The sequence below is a fragment of the Streptomyces sp. NPDC048825 genome, from assembly GCF_043198355.1.
Lineage (GTDB): Bacteria > Actinomycetota > Actinomycetes > Streptomycetales > Streptomycetaceae > Streptomyces > Streptomyces xiangluensis.
Genome location: NZ_JBICUR010000001.1, coordinates 678,197 through 693,911 on the forward strand (window position 1 = coordinate 678,197; position 15,715 = coordinate 693,911).

Annotated in this window: 20 protein-coding genes, 1 tRNA gene and 1 pseudogene; 17 read left to right on the plus strand and 5 right to left on the minus strand. The window is 65.6% G+C overall.

Annotation, left to right across the window (positions count from 1 at the left end):
* Positions 1-47: 47 nt before the first annotated feature.
* The 3 genes from ACGFNK_RS03045 to ACGFNK_RS03055 all read right to left on the minus strand — a co-directional run bounded on the left by ACGFNK_RS03045 (position 48) and on the right by ACGFNK_RS03055 (position 4,192).
* Positions 48-518 (minus strand): single-stranded DNA-binding protein, encoded by a 471-nt coding sequence (locus tag ACGFNK_RS03045; protein ID WP_393411327.1) that lies wholly within the window; start codon positions 516-518, stop codon positions 48-50.
* A gap of 156 nt (positions 519-674) precedes the next feature.
* Positions 675-2,588: a YfjP family GTPase gene (locus ACGFNK_RS03050; protein WP_393411329.1), complete on the minus strand. Its 1,914-nt coding sequence runs from the start codon at positions 2,586-2,588 to the stop codon at positions 675-677.
* Positions 2,585-4,192, minus strand: coding sequence for a dynamin family protein (locus ACGFNK_RS03055; RefSeq protein ID WP_393411331.1), 1,608 nt, complete (start codon positions 4,190-4,192; stop codon positions 2,585-2,587). The genes ACGFNK_RS03050 and ACGFNK_RS03055 overlap by 4 nt, the downstream gene beginning before the upstream one ends.
* Before the next feature lie 311 nt (positions 4,193-4,503).
* Between ACGFNK_RS03055 and ACGFNK_RS03060 the strand changes: the two genes are divergently transcribed.
* The 4 genes from ACGFNK_RS03060 to ACGFNK_RS03075 all read left to right on the plus strand — a co-directional run bounded on the left by ACGFNK_RS03060 (position 4,504) and on the right by ACGFNK_RS03075 (position 6,746).
* A tRNA-Arg gene (locus tag ACGFNK_RS03060) sits at positions 4,504-4,576 on the plus strand.
* Between the two features lie 273 nt (positions 4,577-4,849).
* Positions 4,850-5,824, plus strand: a complete 975-nt coding sequence (locus tag ACGFNK_RS03065) for a tyrosine-type recombinase/integrase (RefSeq protein ID WP_393411333.1) — start codon at positions 4,850-4,852, stop codon at positions 5,822-5,824.
* Between the two features lie 130 nt (positions 5,825-5,954).
* Positions 5,955-6,236 carry a hypothetical protein gene (locus tag ACGFNK_RS03070; RefSeq protein WP_393411335.1) on the plus strand — a complete coding sequence of 94 codons (282 nt, stop codon included), beginning with the start codon at positions 5,955-5,957 and terminating at the stop codon, positions 6,234-6,236.
* 216 nt (positions 6,237-6,452) lie between these two features.
* Positions 6,453-6,746, plus strand: coding sequence for a hypothetical protein (locus tag ACGFNK_RS03075; RefSeq protein ID WP_393411337.1), 294 nt, complete (start codon positions 6,453-6,455; stop codon positions 6,744-6,746).
* Between the two features lie 328 nt (positions 6,747-7,074).
* Here ACGFNK_RS03075 and ACGFNK_RS03080 read toward each other — a convergent pair.
* Both ACGFNK_RS03080 and ACGFNK_RS03085 read right to left on the minus strand, forming a co-directional pair.
* A pseudogene (locus ACGFNK_RS03080) lies at positions 7,075-7,164 on the minus strand (DUF397 domain-containing protein); the annotation flags it as partial.
* 2 nt (positions 7,165-7,166) lie between these two features.
* Complete coding sequence (locus tag ACGFNK_RS03085; RefSeq protein ID WP_393411338.1) at positions 7,167-7,967, minus strand: DUF5753 domain-containing protein; 801 nt, start codon at positions 7,965-7,967, stop codon at positions 7,167-7,169.
* Positions 7,968-8,715: 748 nt separating this feature from the next.
* On the opposite strand from ACGFNK_RS03085, the gene ACGFNK_RS03090 reads away from it, so the two are divergent.
* From ACGFNK_RS03090 to ACGFNK_RS03150, 13 genes are all read left to right on the plus strand, one after another.
* Positions 8,716-9,162: a hypothetical protein gene (locus ACGFNK_RS03090; protein WP_361060111.1), complete on the plus strand. Its 447-nt coding sequence runs from the start codon at positions 8,716-8,718 to the stop codon at positions 9,160-9,162.
* A 107-nt stretch (positions 9,163-9,269) separates the two neighbouring features.
* On the plus strand, positions 9,270-9,890 hold the full coding sequence (locus ACGFNK_RS03095; protein ID WP_393411340.1) for a hypothetical protein: 621 nt from the start codon (positions 9,270-9,272) through the stop codon (positions 9,888-9,890).
* Positions 9,887-10,501 carry a hypothetical protein gene (locus ACGFNK_RS03100; protein WP_393411342.1) on the plus strand — a complete coding sequence of 205 codons (615 nt, stop codon included), beginning with the start codon at positions 9,887-9,889 and terminating at the stop codon, positions 10,499-10,501. The genes ACGFNK_RS03095 and ACGFNK_RS03100 overlap by 4 nt, the downstream gene beginning before the upstream one ends.
* 58 nt (positions 10,502-10,559) lie before the next feature.
* Positions 10,560-10,778: a hypothetical protein gene (locus ACGFNK_RS03105; RefSeq protein WP_393411344.1), complete on the plus strand. Its 219-nt coding sequence runs from the start codon at positions 10,560-10,562 to the stop codon at positions 10,776-10,778.
* Complete coding sequence (locus ACGFNK_RS03110; RefSeq protein ID WP_393411346.1) at positions 10,775-10,975, plus strand: hypothetical protein; 201 nt, start codon at positions 10,775-10,777, stop codon at positions 10,973-10,975. Before ACGFNK_RS03105 ends, ACGFNK_RS03110 begins: the two co-directional genes overlap by 4 nt.
* A 210-nt stretch (positions 10,976-11,185) precedes the next feature.
* Positions 11,186-11,491 carry a hypothetical protein gene (locus tag ACGFNK_RS03115; RefSeq protein ID WP_393411348.1) on the plus strand — a complete coding sequence of 102 codons (306 nt, stop codon included), beginning with the start codon at positions 11,186-11,188 and terminating at the stop codon, positions 11,489-11,491.
* A 6-nt stretch (positions 11,492-11,497) separates the two neighbouring features.
* Positions 11,498-11,806 (plus strand): hypothetical protein, encoded by a 309-nt coding sequence (locus ACGFNK_RS03120; RefSeq protein ID WP_393411350.1) that lies wholly within the window; start codon positions 11,498-11,500, stop codon positions 11,804-11,806.
* Positions 11,807-11,816: 10 nt separating this feature from the next.
* Positions 11,817-12,065, plus strand: a complete 249-nt coding sequence (locus ACGFNK_RS03125) for a hypothetical protein (protein WP_393411352.1) — start codon at positions 11,817-11,819, stop codon at positions 12,063-12,065.
* The gene (locus ACGFNK_RS03130) at positions 12,065-13,018 is read left to right on the plus strand and encodes a hypothetical protein (RefSeq protein ID WP_393411354.1); all 954 of its coding nucleotides are present in this window, start codon (positions 12,065-12,067) and stop codon (positions 13,016-13,018) included. Before ACGFNK_RS03125 ends, ACGFNK_RS03130 begins: the two co-directional genes overlap by 1 nt.
* Before the next feature lie 17 nt (positions 13,019-13,035).
* Positions 13,036-13,275, plus strand: a complete 240-nt coding sequence (locus ACGFNK_RS03135) for a hypothetical protein (protein ID WP_393411356.1) — start codon at positions 13,036-13,038, stop codon at positions 13,273-13,275.
* A 341-nt stretch (positions 13,276-13,616) separates the two neighbouring features.
* Entirely contained in the window at positions 13,617-13,838 is a 222-nt protein-coding gene (locus ACGFNK_RS03140) for a hypothetical protein (protein WP_393411358.1), read from the plus strand.
* Positions 13,839-13,926: 88 nt separating this feature from the next.
* The gene (locus ACGFNK_RS03145) at positions 13,927-15,291 is read left to right on the plus strand and encodes a hypothetical protein (protein ID WP_393411360.1); all 1,365 of its coding nucleotides are present in this window, start codon (positions 13,927-13,929) and stop codon (positions 15,289-15,291) included.
* 79 nt (positions 15,292-15,370) lie between these two features.
* Positions 15,371-15,532: a hypothetical protein gene (locus tag ACGFNK_RS03150; protein WP_393411362.1), complete on the plus strand. Its 162-nt coding sequence runs from the start codon at positions 15,371-15,373 to the stop codon at positions 15,530-15,532.
* Positions 15,533-15,715: the final 183 nt, after the last annotated feature.

A 15,715-nucleotide genomic window follows, 5' to 3' on the forward strand; every position in this document is an offset into this window, starting at 1 on the left:
ATTCGCCGATAAGCCGCACTTCGACCGACGCGCCGACGCACCTGACGTCACGTCACCAGAGCTGGCTCCGCCTGCTGTTGGGCAGTCACGGTCGGCTGGCCTCCCGGCTCCGTTTCCCAGTTGGGCTCCGGCCGGGGTGGCGCGGCCGATGCCATCTCACCCCTGTTCGCCCGCCGGAACATCGCTGAGCCGCGCGACAGATCGTGGCCGACCGCGGACGCCTCGATGTCGGCGTACGTCCATGTCTTGCCGTCGCGTTGATCGGTGCGGACCTTCAACCTGCCCTGGACGACGACCGGATCGCCCAGCGTCACGGACGCCTGGACATTGCTCGCGAGCGACCTCTTGGCCCATACCGTGAAGAAATTGGTGTGGCCGTCCGTCCACGCGTTCTTCTCGCGGTCCCAGTACCGCTGCGTCACCGCCAGCCGGAACCTCGCCGACGCCCCTGCCGCGGTCTCCCGGTACACCGGCTGCGTAGCGACGTTCCCCACCGCACACACCGTCATCTCGTTCATGGCCGGATCCCTCCCATGTCCACACGCGTACGGGCTCGTCCCGTACGGCTGCGTCTGTCGCGACGATCGCGCTGTGATCGCCGCGGTCCCAGACTGCCTCCGCCGGCCCGAGCCCGCTGAGCGCTGTGGGCTACCGCCCGGTTGTGGACAACTCGGTCACCCGATCGGGGTTCCGACCCCCGTGACCCGCACGTACTGCTCCCGTACCTCCCGATATCGCAGCAGCTCCGCCGCCACCGGATCCAGCACCCGCGCCCGGCCGCATGCCTCGGCTGCCTCCCGCAATCGCCGTTCCGCCTCGTCCCCGTACCGTCGCGCCGGACCGCGTACCGCCAGCTTGCAGGCCCACTCGATGGCAGGACCGCCGACGATGCCGATCGCCATCAGCAGCACGGGCACCCCGAGATTCGGTGACATGAAGCCGATGACCTGCCCCAACAGCCAGAGCCCGCCGATGACTTGGAGGATGGTCATGGACGCCTGCGCCAGCACGGCCAGCGGCCACCAGCCGGGCCGCGGCGGTCGCCCGGCCGGAGTCCCGGCCCCTGCTGCCAGCTCGTCCAACGCCTCGGGCAGCCCCTGCGATCCTCGTACGGCCGCCTCGCGCACCGCCTGCGCCCAGGGCGCCGGCAGTCCGCCGGACGCCTGCTCGGCCACCGTACGCACCGCCTGCTCCACGCGCTGGCGCGCCGTTGCCTCCTCCTCGGCGTGCGCCCGCACGGCCTGGCGCCCGGTCGGCGATTCACGCACATCCTGGTACCAGCGCCACAGCCGCAGCCAGGGCGTGCCGCAGGCGCGGTTGGCGTGGCGGCGCCAGGCGCGCTCGGCGGCCTCTCCGGCGGCCGTGGCGCCCACCGCGTCCGCGAGCCGGTCGGCGAACTCGTCGCGCGCCTCCTCGCTGAGCCCGGCCCACCGTCCGTTCGCGTAGACGGGCCACAGCCGCGCCGCCGCCGAGTCCAGGTCGGCGGAGATCCGGCGTGCCGCGGCGCCCCGTTCTGCCACGAAGTGGCCGAGCGCCTCGCGGAGTTCGCCGATGCCCTTGCCGGTGAGGGCGGACACCGCGAGCACGTTCGCGCCCGGTTCACCGTATTCGCCGAGCGCGATCCCGTCCTCGTCGAGCAGTCGTCTGAGGTCGTCGAGGACGAGGTCGGCGGCCTCTCCGGGCAGCCGGTCGATCTGATTGAGCACTACGAAGGTGACCTCCGCGTGACCCGCCATGGGCCGCAGATAGCGCTCGTGCAGCACGGCGTCGGCGTACTTCTCCGGGTCGACGACCCAGATGACCGCGTCGACGAGCCCCAGGATGCGGTCCACCTGCTCGCGGTGCTGGACGGCCGCGGAGTCGTGGTCGGGCAGGTCGACGAGGACGAGCCCGCGCAGTTGCGCCTCGGCCTCCGGGCTCTGCAACGGGCGCCGTCGCAGCCGCCCAGGGATGCCGAGCCGGTCGATGAGCGTCGCGGCGCCGTCACTCCAGCTGCACGCGATGGGCGCGGCGGTGGTCGGCCTGCGTACTCCGGTCTCCGAAATGGCCACTCCGGCGAGCGCGTTGAAGAGCTGTGACTTGCCGCTGCCGGTGGCTCCGGCGATGGCGACGACGGTGTGCTGCCCTGAGAGCCGGCGCCGTGCCGCCGCCGCGTCGAGGACCCGCCCCGCCTCGGCGAGCGTCCTGCTGTCGAGCCGGGTCCGGGACAGGCCCACCAGTTCGCGCAGTGCGTCGAGACGCGACCGTAGCGTCCTGTCGTACGCGAGAGGAGGCGCAGGCGGCGACCAGGGCTCCCCGACCGGCTCTCGTACGACCTGTCCGTACCCCTGCGCCTCGTCTGTCGCGGACACGCGGCGTGCGATCAGCCCGTCGTCCCAGAAGCCTTCGGAGTCCTGGTCCGCGTCCGCGTCCGCGTCGGTGGAATCCGCGGACTCCATGGACTTCACAGCCTCCAAGGGGGCGGTGTCCTCGGCATCATCCACGCGCGCGTGCTCACCCTTCCCGTCTCCCTCGTCCCTCTGTCCCTCGTCGTCTCCGGAGTGGTCGGAGTGATCCCTGTGATCCGTGGCGGCGGTCACCTCGGTCACCTCTCCTTCTGCAGTACGGACAGCGCGGCGATGAGTTCGGCCTGGGGCTCCGGGCGTACGTCCAGGGCATCGAGCGGGGCGAGCCGTCGCTCTCGTTCGGCGTGCAACGTCTTGTCGAGGTAGTCCGTGAGCAGTCGCCCGGCCCGGTCGCGCAGCCGCAGAGCGCCGTGCGCACCGATCCGCTCCGCTAGGCTCTCGCCCGCGGACCGCGCCCGGCGACCGCCCAGGAGCGAGGTGGCGACCAGCGCGGCCACCACCTCGGCGTCGGGCGCGATGCTCCTGTCCAGGTGGCGTACCTCGTCCTCGGCGTACTCCTCGATGACCCGCCGCCAGCGCCGTACGGCCAGCCCGATCCGATGCTCGGCGTCTTCGGTACCCGGATCACGGTTCGTCAGACCGGGGTCGTTCGCGGCGGGTTCGCGGCGCCAGGCCTCGTCGATGCGTTCGTCGGCGGCGGCGACGGCGCACAGCAGCAGTGCGGCCAGGCTCTCGACGAGCGCGTCGAGCAGTTCACCGGCGGTGCAGTCCAGCGGGTAGCTGCGCCACCGCTTCAACGCGTCCCCGGCGAGCACGGCTCCGGCCTGCAGACGACCCCGCACGCGCGCGTGCTCGCTGTTGTACGCCCCGTCGACGGCTGCGGTGAGCCGCAGCGCGGCGGCGTACTGCGCGGCCGCGGCACTGGCCAGTTCGGGCATCCGCGTCTTCAGCGAGTCGAGCACTCCGTACGCCGTACGCGCCATCACCTCTTGCCGGGCACCGGCATCCTGCACCTGATGGGTGAGCCAGGTGCGCAGCGGCGCCACGGCGGTGGCAGGAAGCAGCCCACCGCCCCACGCGGACTCGGGCAGCTCGGGCACGGTGAAGCGGGGCACGTCGCCGAGTCCCGCCTTGGTGAGCAGAGCGCCGTACTGCCGCGACACCTCGGAGACCACCTGGTGCGGGACACGGTCGAGGACGGTGACGAGCGTGGCGTCATTTTCCTTGGCGGTACGCAGCAGATGCCAGGGCACGGCGTCGGCGTACCGCGCGGCCGTGGTGACCATGATCCAGATGTCAGCCGCGCAGATCAGCTCGGCGGCGAGGACGCCGTTGTCGGCCAGCAAGGAGTCGACGTCGGGCGCGTCGAGGAGTGCGAGCCCGCGCGGGAGGGTGTCGGCGGTTTCGATACGCAGCACGCGCGCGCGTGGACCGTCCGGCTGCAGCACGTCGCCCTTGGGGTCCGGTTGCGGCCTCCATACGCGTGTGAGGTCGGGCAGTACGCGCATCCCGCTGTACCAGTGGTGGTCCTCCGGGTGGCACACCAGCACCGGAGTGCGCGTCGTGGGCCGCAGCACTCCCGCCTCGCTGACGCGACGCCCCACAAGGGAGTTGACGAGTGTCGACTTTCCGGCGCCGGTGGAGCCCCCCACCACGGCGAGCAATGGCGCTTCGGGTTCCCTCAACCGGGGCACCAAATAGTCGTCGAGCTGCGCGAGCAGTTCGTCGCGGTTGGCACGCGCGCGTGGGGCCCCCGCCAGGGGTAGCGGGAAGCGTGCGGCGGCGACACGGTCGCGCAGGGCGGAAAGTGCGTCGAGCAGCTGAGGCCGTACGTCCAAGGTCACCACATGCGAAGAATGCCCAATTTTGGAGGTTTTCTGAAGCATATGACTACATCTGCGCGCCGATCGGACACAGGGGGCGGAAGGGACGACTGGGGCGCAGGCATAACGAGTGCACAACACCAGGGGCGCCAGACGCCAAAAGCGATGCACGATTCGCACCTGCCTGCGATTATCAGGACCGCTTCACCGAACCTCCACATTGAGCCACGGAGGCGAAGCACCGGGGACCAGGGCAAGGGAGCCCTATCCTTGTCCCCGGCAAGGTCACGGATCCGCCCACACCCGGGCATCAGTGCCACAGGCCACCACACCTGGCCCCCGTAGCTCAGTGGATAGAGCAGGCGCCTTCTAAGCGCTTGGCCGCAGGTTCGAGTCCTGCCGGGGGCGCCCAGTATGTCTGAGCTGCACAAACGCTGATCCATACCGCTGTGACACTCATGTCCAGCGGAGCTAGGCAAGAAGTCTCAGGAGATTGATCTTGCTTAGCTCCCTCCCGCAGGAGGGTCACACAGCGTGCCAGCAACACCACGCAAGACAGTGGGCGAGACGATTCGACGGAGCCCGCTGCGCAGTGCTAGGCGCACGTCTACGCCGACAGATCACGAGAGTGCACAGGCGCACGCACAGAGCGCCGTACGCGTCCTCAGGGATGCTCAGGACGTGCGCGCTGCGATGCTCGATGAACTAGAGCTGCACCTCAGCACGACCACGAACCGACTCGGTCGCCCGTATCAGCAGGGCACCATCCGGGCGTACATGACCGGCGCGCGCACGCTGCACCGATGGATGACGCAGGCTGGTGTGGAAGAAGACTTCACCGCCTGCGACACAGCCACGCTGAACCGGTTCTTCCGCCATCACTACGAGACCCACGACGTGCCCAAGAGCCAGGACGGCAAGGGCGGGTACACCGGCGGAACTTCCACACTCCAGCGGAACGTGCGCGTCCTGTTCGCGTGGCTGGAGGAGGAGTACGAGCATCCGAACCCGTGGCGTGACAAGAAGCTCCACCGCTACTCAGCGCCGCCGCAGGGGAAGCCAAAGACCCTCTCCTCTGAGTTCGTGACGGACTGTCTCAAAGTCACGGGTAATGGCAACCCGCGCGTCCGAGACTTCGAGACCACGCGAGACCACGCCATCATCAGGGTTCTGACGGAGGGTCTACGAGCCGAGGAGCTTCTGAACCTCCGGGTCCAAGACCTGGACCTCCACGGTCACACCCTGGTCGTCGTCCCTCTGAAGGGCGACAGGAACAGCCAGGACGGCAGGACCATTCCGCTCCAGCCCAAGACGGTGAAGGCACTCCAGCGGTACCTACGGGCGCGGGAAGAGCACAGCCTCTCTCAGGGCCCGTGGCTCTGGCTCGGCACGAGGAACAGGAACCGCCTCCGTTACTCGGGTCTGTACCGGATGGTGAAGCGGCGAGCCGAGGAGGCCGGGTACGACTCCGCCGAGGTGTCGCCGCACTCCTACTGCCATACGTGGACGGATGACCTCCTCTCCAACGGGGTCAGCGGGGAGAACGTCATGGCTGTCCGTGGGTGGAAGAGCGCGGCTATGTTGCGCCGCTACGCCCACGATCAAGCGAGCCAGCGGGCAGTCAACGCCGTGCACCAGCTCGGGGACAGGTACTAGCCATGATGATCCACGACCATCACCACCGCTCACATCACGATCCGCCTAGGAGTTGCGCTCCGACCCTACGGAGTCACTCTCCGTGGTCCATAGCTTCGCCGTGTCACGTCACCGACACGAGGAGCACACGATGCGTAAGCACACCGCCCGCCTTCGCTACACCCGCCGACGCGGCACCACGTACGTCTCATGCACCCGATGCGGCGTCAACCTGGTACCCGCGCCGACCTCGTTCGAAGAGGACCCGGTATGCGCTACGTGCCACACCAGCCCGGCCTCTCAGCGCCGTCACTTCGCCGCCCTGGCCGGGGGACTCGCCGCCGCATGGCTGGCTGTCGTCGTCACCGTGCTCGGGTGGGAGGGGATCGCCACTCTCGTCAGGGCGGTGTGGGACATGATCAGTCCCTTCTAGTCCCGAGCGCACGGCACACGCGCCCATAAGAGAGGCCCCCTCAATCGCAGTGAGGGGGCTTCTCGGTGGGCAGGCTAGCGCACCGCGCTGGACAGCACGTGAGCCGCCGATCAGTAACAGTTCGCCACGGAGACCAGCCGTAGCCCTTCGGACTGGGTCCCGAACTCCGGGAGTGTCGTCCTGCCAGCACGACAACGACCCACCGAGGAGCCCGACATGACCCGCTCTCACTTCGACCACAGCCAGTGCGCACACGAGAAGACCAAGGCTGGTCGTGCCGCTTGCCGTAAGGCTCTCCGCGCCGCTGCTGAGCCTGCCGACACCGCGTCGAAGGCTGCGACGCCCGGCACCGCGAAGGCTCCGGCGAAGAAGGCCGCGACGGCTGCCGCCAAGCCCGCTGCCGCCCAGGCTGCGAAGAAGTCGCCCACTCGCACGACGACCGCCGCGAAGAAGGCAACGCCCGCTCCCGCGAAGGCTGTCGAGCCGAAGGCCGACGACACCGCGAAGTAGTCCAGCGCCAGCAGAGAAGGGCCCGACGCATCGAGCGTCAGGGCCCTTTCTCATGGTCGCGATGGCGCGGCTAGACGTGCTCGCCGGCACGCGCTGACCAGCCAGGATGAGCGGAAAGCTCTCAGGCGCTCTCTGACGAGATCGGTTGCTGAGTGCGTGTCTTCTGTCGCTCTCGTACTGCTGGGAGCCGAGAGACGCGCCTGAGCTCCGTTTGGGAGCAAGAGAGCGCGTGACGTTCGCTCGCACTCGCGAGACGAGACATGCAAGAGCCCCGAGACTCAAGGGAGTTGAGCAAGTCTCGGGGCTCTCGTCGGGCTGGTGTGGAACGTCAGAGCGCGCGGACGAACGAGACGAACGCCGCCCACTCGTCACGCCGGAACTCAAGTATCGGACCGGCAGGGTCCTTTGAGTCGAGGACGGCTACATCTCCGGATGCTGGGGCGGCAACTCCAAGGCAGTCGTCGTTGGTGTAGCTGGAGAACTCGAACCGGGCTCCGTCGTGGAGTCGGGTGATGTGCGGCTTTGAAGTGCGCGCCATGAGGCCAGTACCTCCCTGATGAACGTCCGGGAGTCATCGGGGGACATGGCTTCCCGGATCATGTCGGAGAACGCGGAGTGCATCCGCGCCACGTCATCCAGGCGAGTCGAGTACCACCCGCCCATGATCGTCTCAATGTAGCCCATGCGCTGTGGCGGGATCCTGGGCCCGTCCGGGTCTGCGCTCTCCTCCTCCAGTCCCCACAGGAGGAAGTGATCCGACAGCGCGGGCGGGATCTTGTGGGCGGGCAACACCTGGATCATGATCTTCGCGTGCCCGCTCATGGTGAGCAGATGCCGGAGCTGCATCGCATGGGCGTTCGTATCCCTGGTCGAGTGGATGATGCCCTGTTCCCCGACGAGGAACCATGCCATCCCGAGTTCGCCCGTCATGGTGCGCCGCATGAATGCCTGGGTGCGCGCCGACTTGAGGAGAGTTCGCTTCCGTACCTCCATGAGCGGGAGGTGGGGGTTCGTCGCCTGGGTGAGGCCCATCATGTACTCGGGCGTCTGGAGCAGGCCCGGAATGCACCGGCTGTTCCATGAGCGGATGCTCTTGGCCGCGTTGTCGATGCGGGTCAGGCGCTCCACGTTGGGGACGCCGTACTCGGCTTCCTCGATGCGCCCAGCTCCCCGCTGGTCGGGTGCTCGGAGTTGCCGGATCAGGTCCTCAGTCGTGCCCATGTGACGCTCCCGTCTCAACCACTGTCGGTGGGTGGGTTGCTGACGCTCCGTTGTGACAAGAGTAGAGCGTGGGTGAGCCTGCTCACAGGGCAACTGTCAAGGGGGTACCCGAAGTTGGCTCGCACGAACGTACGGGCGGTGTGGAACGTGCCGTGTGCTGGTTCCTCCCTCGGCCCTTCCTCGCCATGTCGACCATGTTGTCGGCGTGGGTGCCGACCTTCAAATGCCGCCTGTTCACACAGGGTGGGTTATCGCACGAGTGCATGACCACCTCATTCGGCGTCAGTTCCTTCCCGCGCAGGTGGCCCATGAGCCACCGTGTGGCCTTGAACTTCCGCTGTCGTCCGTCCTCGGTAACGTCGAACTCTCCGCGCTTCCCCTGGGGTTCGAGATACCGCGTCCACAGATGGCACGCATCGGGCCCACCCGAGTCGTCCACATAGGACATGAACCGGTCGTAGTCACTCACGCCACGGGTGTAAGCCTGTTTCCTCCCGTTGGCTTGGCGGCATAGATGGCGGGCCCGCTTTGAGTTCTCGTGGTCACAGTTGGAATGGGCGTCGCGCCGCGCTTTCCACCTCTTAGCGTTGGTACTTTCCGTGTCGTTATCCATAAAGCCACGATATCCGCGATATTGCGGTTTCCCCACGTCGCGCGCCATATACAACACCTTGCCGTTTTGTCAAGCGTCTGTCATTCTGATATTGCCAATGAATGGCTTAGGTTCGAGGTATGAAGGGAGGAACGTATGGCTGGCAAGAAGCCGCGTAATCCGGATGCGCCCTTGGGCGCTGGAACGCTGACCGTCGCCGAGCTGGACAAGGAAGCCGATAAGGTTTACCGCCTGTTCAAGCGAGGCAACAGCAAGGTCTCAATTTGCCGCGCTCTCGGAATGTCCATGGATGTGGTCGAACGGCGCCTGGCTCGGGCTCGGAAGAACCTGGGTGAGGATTCTCTCGCCGACATGCGGACCGACCGCGAATCCTCGCTCACCGACATGATCCGCGAGGCTCACAAGAACCTGGAGAATGCCGAGACCGTGGCGGAGCGGAATGCATGTGTCCGCACCATCGCGGATCTGAACATGAAGGTGGCCAAGCTCCTTGGCCTGGAGGTACCCGCCAAGGTCACGCTGGAAATGGAAAAGACCCTGGAGATTCTCCAGCTCCAGCCCGATCCGGTATGGGGTGACTGACCATGCCTCTCAAGTCGAGTCGGCTTCTCCGTGAGCGTGCAGCGGCTGGTGTGGTGGTTTGCCGAACCCATGGCGCGAGCTGCCCGAAGCACCCGGATCACCCGGTCGTGCGGGAGCGAAAGCGGCGGAACGACGAACTGAGCAAGGACCTAGTAGAGATGGCCTGGACTGGCCACCTGCTGATCCGGTTGAAGGAACTGGCGGACGCCGGTTATGAAGTGCCCGAGGAATTCACTCGGGGGAACGAGGACCCACCCAAGGGTGACAGGGTCCGTCTGTTCTTCGAGCGGTACGACTTGGGTAATCACTTCCCGCCCGAGGAGCCCGAGCCTCCGAGGGAATGCAATACGCGGAAACTCTCGGATGAGGAGATCCGCCAGCGTCGCGAATACGCGGTAACGGTTCGTGAGGCTCGGAAGAAGCAGAACCAGCCCGACCCTCTCCCTCCATGGGAAAAGGGGCTCGACGCCGAACTAGCCAGGTGGCTAGGTCAGGGCGTCGAAGAACTGGACCCAGAGGTGCAGGAATTCTGGGCGCGGGTCAAGCGTGAACGCGAGGCAGAAAAGGCCGCGCTAATCCAAAGGCTCGCGACTGACGAGGAATTGACTCGGAAGATGAGCGAGGCCCTGGCCACCTGGGTCAACTCGCCGCCTCGGAATTCGCGCCACACCCAAGACGTACGCGAGGGCTACGGCGACGCCGTCCCGGAATTCGAGGAGATGGAATGACCGACAAGGTCAGTCAGCAGCTCTGGGACCGGCTCATGGCGGGCACGGATCCCAGCCGGTTCGAGTCGACGCCCAAGCTGGACCCGACCACGGAAGCGCTGCTGCGCCAGGCTCGGGGTGACACGGACTACAGCCACGTCCACGAGACCAACGCGAAGGGACAGGCCGAGTTCGAGCGGGCTGTCCGTAAGCGCGCTGCGGAGCTCCGCCAGAAGCGCGTGGCTCATCCCGAGGACGTCGCACGCGCACAGCTCCAGCGGGAGGCGCGTGAGAGCGCGGAGGCCGCGCGTCGGCGTCAGACGTACGAGGCGATGAACCAGAACAGCCGGGTGGAGCGGGAGACGAACCTCCAGCGGGCGAGGGAAGCTGCCGCCCAGCCCTACCGAGTGCGGTACGGGCCGAACGGTCGGCCCGCGCCTGGGACGACCGTCAACGACCTGATCCACGACGGTGCCCGCAACTCCATGGCGGAGAAGCTCCGTGTGGCTTACTACGGCAGTTATGACGACCTGGTCGAACTGGGCCTGGCCGACGCTATCGAGGACCAGCAGGAGCAGCAGGACGCCGCCCTGGCGGCCAAGCTGCGAGCCGTCACCGGTGCGCACCGCTAGCCGGCCGACTGCACAACCCACCTATCCAACCGCGTGACTGAAAGGCAGGGCCCAGACCATGGCCGGACGAGGAATCTCAATCCCCCCGGACTCCAACAGTGAGTACCGGCGTCGTCAGGACGCCCTCATCGAGCAGGACATCCAGCGAGGCGAAGAGGACATCGCCTTCCGCCAGCGGGAGCAGGCGACGGCCCAGGCCGAGAAGACGGCGGCCTGGAACCAGATGATGAGCCAGCTCAACGACCCTGGCTCTCGTCTGCCGGACGAGCCGCGATGAAGATCCGCGAGGCTCGGGAGCGCATGGTCAGGGCTCTCCGTGAGAAGCCGGAGGGACTGACGCGGGACGAGATCCAGGAGCGCTTCCCGGAGCTCGCCTACGACCGCGTGGACGCCCTTCTCCGGTACCTCTACCACCGGTACCTGGTCGGCCTCGACGTGGTGACCAATCCAGGTCACGCGCGCTGGGTCGCGTAAGGCACACAGACCGGCTGGTGTGGGAGCGGTCCACGGAGTTGGTTGTAGGGCCCTCCTTCGCTCGCGTGGTGTATCCACTACTCCCGCGCCAGCCTTCAACTCCCGGCGGTGGTACCCGGGAATACGAGCGGGGGGTGTGGCACGCGGGTCTTCCCTTCTACCCGTGCCACACCCTCCGTTCTGCATATCCGAACCCGCGGGAGGCATTGAATGGCTCAAGTACGTAATGGAGACCTCCGCATTAGCGGTCGACTCAAGGCGGGCAACATCGCCCAGGGCTACGTCACGATCACCCCGGTGGCAAACACTCCCACATCGGCCACGGTGTCGGGTCTGTCGCTTGCCGGCACAGGTGCAGTCATCGGCCTGTGTGCCTCAGTCACTTCACTCCCGAACACGGACGTCCTGGAGTCCAGCGTCTCCGGTCTCTCTTCGACCGGCATGACCGTCTGGACCTATCGCGACAACACGACAGACACCAAGGTCGCCTGGCTCATGTGGCGGAAGAGGACGTGAGGACTTATGGCCGTAACTACCATCGCGGATGACCTTGTGGTGTCGGGCGCGCTCAGTGCGGCCAACATCGTTTTCGGTGCGGTGACCATCTCGCCCCAGGTGAACACGCCCACGGCCTCTGAGGTCAAGCTCAACCAGCCGGACACGAACGAACCGGTGGTTCTGCTCTGTGCCCACTCGGCATTCCCGTGGACTCGTGTCCGTGAAGTCGGCTTCCGCTTCTCGACACCGACCGGGTTTACCGCGTACATCTTCCGCACGTCTGACGCGGACACCACGATCCACTGGCTGTCATGGCAGCCTGCTTTGATTTAGGCGGCTTGATATGAAGCGCAGTGAATACGAGGCGCTGGCCGCGCCTTTCCGTGAGCGTCTGCTAGCGGGCGACTGGCCGGACAACACCGCCGACTGGCTCTCGGTGCAAGGCATCTCAACCTGTACCACACCACCCTGCGAAGTGTTCGACCAACCGTTCCCGGTAACGCTCCACGAGAATGCAGACGGGATCTATCGCGTGCAATGCGGGCGGTGTGGAACATCGATCGTTCCCGTACTGAACTTGGAGGACGACTGATGGCCGGAGAAGGCGGATCAGACCAGGCTCACAACTTCCTACGTGTCGTCACCGGGTTCGCCCAGACTCAGGGCGGGAACTCCTCGACCAGAAAGCCCATCAGGCTGGGCCTGATCGATTACGACTATGACCCCACAGACTTCCTCGGCGGCATCAATCCCCGGATCATCTTCGACGGTGAGTCGGTGGTCAGTCAAAAGCGCTATGCGGTCATGGCGGGTTACTACCCGATCCCTGGCGCTCGGGTCGTTCTCGTTCCGGTGGGCACCACGTACCTGATCATCGGCACCGTGGACACCAAGCCCATGGACCCGAAGGTCGATACCTTCACGGAGTCGGACACCTGGGAAAAGCCCACGGGTGCGCGTCTCGTGAGGGTCCAGGTACAGGCCGGTGGCGGTGCTGGTGGCGGTGCAGTAGCCACGGCAGCCAGTCAGACATCCATCGGAGCTGGCGGGTCCGGGGGCAGTTACGGCGAATCCTGGTTCAGCGCCAACGCACTGGACGCCTCAGTGACTGTGACCGTGGGAGCGGGGGGCGTAGCGGTGTCTGCCGCCACTGGAGGCAACGGCGGTACCTCCTCCTTCGGCTCGTACGTCTCAGCCAACGGCGGTATCGGTGGCGGGGCTTCTCTGTCCACTGACAACGCGGTCGCCGTGGCTATCAACGGCGCTCCGGCTTCCAGCACCATCACGGCTGATCTAGCCATTCCCGGTCAGGGCGGCGGACACGCCATCAAGGTTGGGGCACAGGGCGCTGCCGGTGGCTCAGGCGGAAGTTCCCAACTCGGCAATGGCGCACGAGGTAAGGGCGTGACCACCGGTTCCGCAGACGGCGATGGAGGCCACAACTACGGCGGTGGCGGGTCAGGCGGCTGTGCAGGTCCAAGTGAAGTAGCCCGGATCGGGGGCAATGGCGCTCCTGGTGTCGTGATCGTAACCACGTACTTCTAGGGGCCACCGTGAGTGACTTGTCCAGAGATGATGTTGAGCGGCTGGTCCGTATCGAAGCCAAGTTGGATGACCTCCTGATTCGGCAGACCGAGGACCGTACCGACCACGGCACAGACGTCCGCCAACTACAGGGCGAGATCGAGACCACGGAACAGCGGGTCGGCTCCCTGGAGAACTGGCGCTATGCCATCGTTGCCGCTCTGCTCATGAGCGCTGGCGGAACCGTAGCCGCTGCTGTCAACGTGGCCCCGAAGTAACACCAGGAACCCCGGATCGTGTGAGGCTCCGGGGCTCTCTGCTGGAATCGCCTCTGTGCGCTTCTCGGGCGCTCTCACGTCTCGCGTGTCTCTCTCTGTCGGCGAGCACTGCTCAGCGCCTTACAGGCGCTTCTAGACGTCCTAATCATGCGTCTGCACTGCGTACGTCTCTCGCTCTGCGCTGAGCTATTCCGCATTCGTCGCGGCTCTTAATTTCCGGCCGGTAACTAAATGTGTCGCAGCTCACATTCGGTAGATGCCCATGCGTATTTCGGTGCATGGAATTCGGGTCTCTATGCTTTTGGTAACACCGAATACCGAACGAGAGGGAGGCGGCTAAGATGCCGAGGAGCCAGGTCAGTCACTACGAATGCGATCACGAGACCAACAGCTATGCCCGGCTGCTGTGCCGGTTGAGGACCAGGCACGAGGGGTGCGACCATCCCATGACAGTGTGGGCAGGCAAGCTCTGCGACCAGTTCCGTGCCGACCACGCCCAGTGCCAGCACGGCATGACTCCGGCCGAGATGCGGGAGTGCCAGCGTGCGCGGGAAAAGGAATAGGGCGGAGCCGAGGAACTCCGCCCTATTCACCACACCCAACACGAGAGGTTCGAGGGTGAGCACTCCAACGAACCGGAAAGGAACTGAGATGAACAGTAGCGCACGCGATGACGGCACGGGAAACGACGAATTCGACGGCCCCGATGGGGTCGTTGTTGACTTCCGCTCTGAGTCTGACTTGGTCCAGGACATAGAGGCTGCGCACGCCGAGGCTCTAGAACTTGAGGAGTGGTACCAGGAGGCCCTAGACACTGCCGCGTCAGATATCAACTACTGGCAAGAGCAGATGGACGCCGACCCGCTCTCTGAGGCGGAAGAGGACCTGGCTCTTGAAATGGTCGAGAGCGAGGCTTTGGACGCCTACCAGATCGATCACCCCACCCGACTCGGCACTTATGACACGCGGCGTGAATTCCGTATGCCGCTCAAGGCAGACATCCTCGCTGCTGTCCGGGAGAAGTCGGAGAGCCTGACGGGTGTCCCCTTCGAGATTCCGCAGAGCTACAGCCTGACCACTGGCCGGTTCAACGACGACTCAGGTAACGCCCTCTTCTACGCCGGTACGGATAACTCGGTGTTTGGCGCGGAGAGCACTTACAAGACGTGGCTTGCCTGCTGGCAGTCGGCACAGGCAGTGCGCAACCGTCAGCATGTGGTGTGGTGGAACTTCGAGCCACCTTCTCCGACTCCTCCGCGAGAGCGCATCATCGGAATGGGCGTGCCTGAGGTGCTGGCGGACATGTACTTCCACTTCATCGACAAGCCCGCTTACGTCCCGAACTTCCGCATGAGGATTGACCTGGTCATCATCGACGCTCTGGACCCGGCTATCGGATTCGTGGGCAAGAATTCGACCACGGATGCCGTCGGGCCTGACCGTGTGGCGGACATGTACATCACGCCGCTCCGCCGGGCGAACCCCTCTCTTACCTCGCTCATCCTGGATCACCCGAACAAGTCGGACGAGACCAAGGAGGGCGGCCACACCCGTAAGCAGAAGTTCACCCAGGCCGCCAAGTACCGCACGGCGATGGTTGAGCGGTCACACAAGGGAACGGCGGGATACGCAAAGATCATCCTGGTCAAGGACAACGGCGGCGACATCCAGCACCTACCCAACGACGTGGTCGCGTTCATCGCCGTGGACAGCTCGGGTGGCGGTCTGACCGACGTGCGCGTGACGGCACAGAAGCCGGGCGAGGAGCGTTCCACACCAGCAGGGAAGAAGCGTCCCGCGAGCAACCGTCAGATTGCCGTGGGAGTCCTGCGAGGCAAGACGCTGACCGACGAGGAATGGCAGGACTCCGTGGTCGAGAAGCTGCGGGAGAAGTTCCCCAAGCACACTCAGACCCAGCTCGGCAGGAATGCGCGCCAGGCCCGTTATGAGGTGAAGAAGGAAGAGGGCACGGTCGAACAGGACGACTCGGGAATGTGGTTCGTGGTCACCGAATAGCCACACGGTGCGCAGCCGCAGAGTGGCAATTACTGTGCTGCGCACAGTCGTAAAGGCTAGTGAGGAGCAAGGAGCGGCAATGACGTTGGAAGAGATAGTGGCCGGGTACCGAGAACTCCGCAGCATGGACTACAGCCCTGAGTTCATCCGCCGGGCCCTCGAACTCGTGCGAGCGGAACGCGAACTCAGCCCGGCAGTCAACCTCGTCCGTGCGCCGTACCGTCAGACGGTGGCAGCCTGACGGTTCCGCATCACGAGTCGGAAGCCTCGTCCTGTTGAAGGGCGGGGCTTTCTGGCGGTTGAAGCTCTGTGCGCTTCTCTCGGGAGCTGTGACGTGATGAGCGAGCGTGTCTGTGCTCAGCACGTGTGAGAGCTCCTGAGACGCGCTCAGACGCTCCTAACGGTGTCTCGTGAGCTGTGAGTG

Excerpts from the sequence above, each read along its gene's own strand:
- ACGFNK_RS03115 (WP_393411348.1), top strand. The coding sequence starts at position 11,186 with ATGGCTCAAGTACGTAATGGAGACCTCCGCATTAGCGGTCGACTCAAG.
- ACGFNK_RS03075 (WP_393411337.1), top strand. The coding sequence starts at position 6,453 with ATGACCCGCTCTCACTTCGACCACAGCCAGTGCGCACACGAGAAGACC.
- ACGFNK_RS03085 (WP_393411338.1), bottom strand. The coding sequence starts at position 7,967 with ATGGGCACGACTGAGGACCTGATCCGGCAACTCCGAGCACCCGACCAG.
- ACGFNK_RS03045 (WP_393411327.1), bottom strand. The coding sequence starts at position 518 with ATGAACGAGATGACGGTGTGTGCGGTGGGGAACGTCGCTACGCAGCCG.
- ACGFNK_RS03145 (WP_393411360.1), top strand. The coding sequence starts at position 13,927 with ATGAACAGTAGCGCACGCGATGACGGCACGGGAAACGACGAATTCGAC.
- ACGFNK_RS03100 (WP_393411342.1), top strand. The coding sequence starts at position 9,887 with ATGACCGACAAGGTCAGTCAGCAGCTCTGGGACCGGCTCATGGCGGGC.
- ACGFNK_RS03150 (WP_393411362.1), top strand. The coding sequence starts at position 15,371 with ATGACGTTGGAAGAGATAGTGGCCGGGTACCGAGAACTCCGCAGCATG.
- ACGFNK_RS03125 (WP_393411352.1), top strand. The coding sequence starts at position 11,817 with ATGAAGCGCAGTGAATACGAGGCGCTGGCCGCGCCTTTCCGTGAGCGT.
- ACGFNK_RS03140 (WP_393411358.1), top strand. The coding sequence starts at position 13,617 with ATGCCGAGGAGCCAGGTCAGTCACTACGAATGCGATCACGAGACCAAC.
- ACGFNK_RS03105 (WP_393411344.1), top strand. The coding sequence starts at position 10,560 with ATGGCCGGACGAGGAATCTCAATCCCCCCGGACTCCAACAGTGAGTAC.
- ACGFNK_RS03120 (WP_393411350.1), top strand. The coding sequence starts at position 11,498 with ATGGCCGTAACTACCATCGCGGATGACCTTGTGGTGTCGGGCGCGCTC.
- ACGFNK_RS03110 (WP_393411346.1), top strand. The coding sequence starts at position 10,775 with ATGAAGATCCGCGAGGCTCGGGAGCGCATGGTCAGGGCTCTCCGTGAG.
- ACGFNK_RS03090 (WP_361060111.1), top strand. The coding sequence starts at position 8,716 with ATGGCTGGCAAGAAGCCGCGTAATCCGGATGCGCCCTTGGGCGCTGGA.
- ACGFNK_RS03070 (WP_393411335.1), top strand. The coding sequence starts at position 5,955 with ATGCGTAAGCACACCGCCCGCCTTCGCTACACCCGCCGACGCGGCACC.
- ACGFNK_RS03130 (WP_393411354.1), top strand. The coding sequence starts at position 12,065 with ATGGCCGGAGAAGGCGGATCAGACCAGGCTCACAACTTCCTACGTGTC.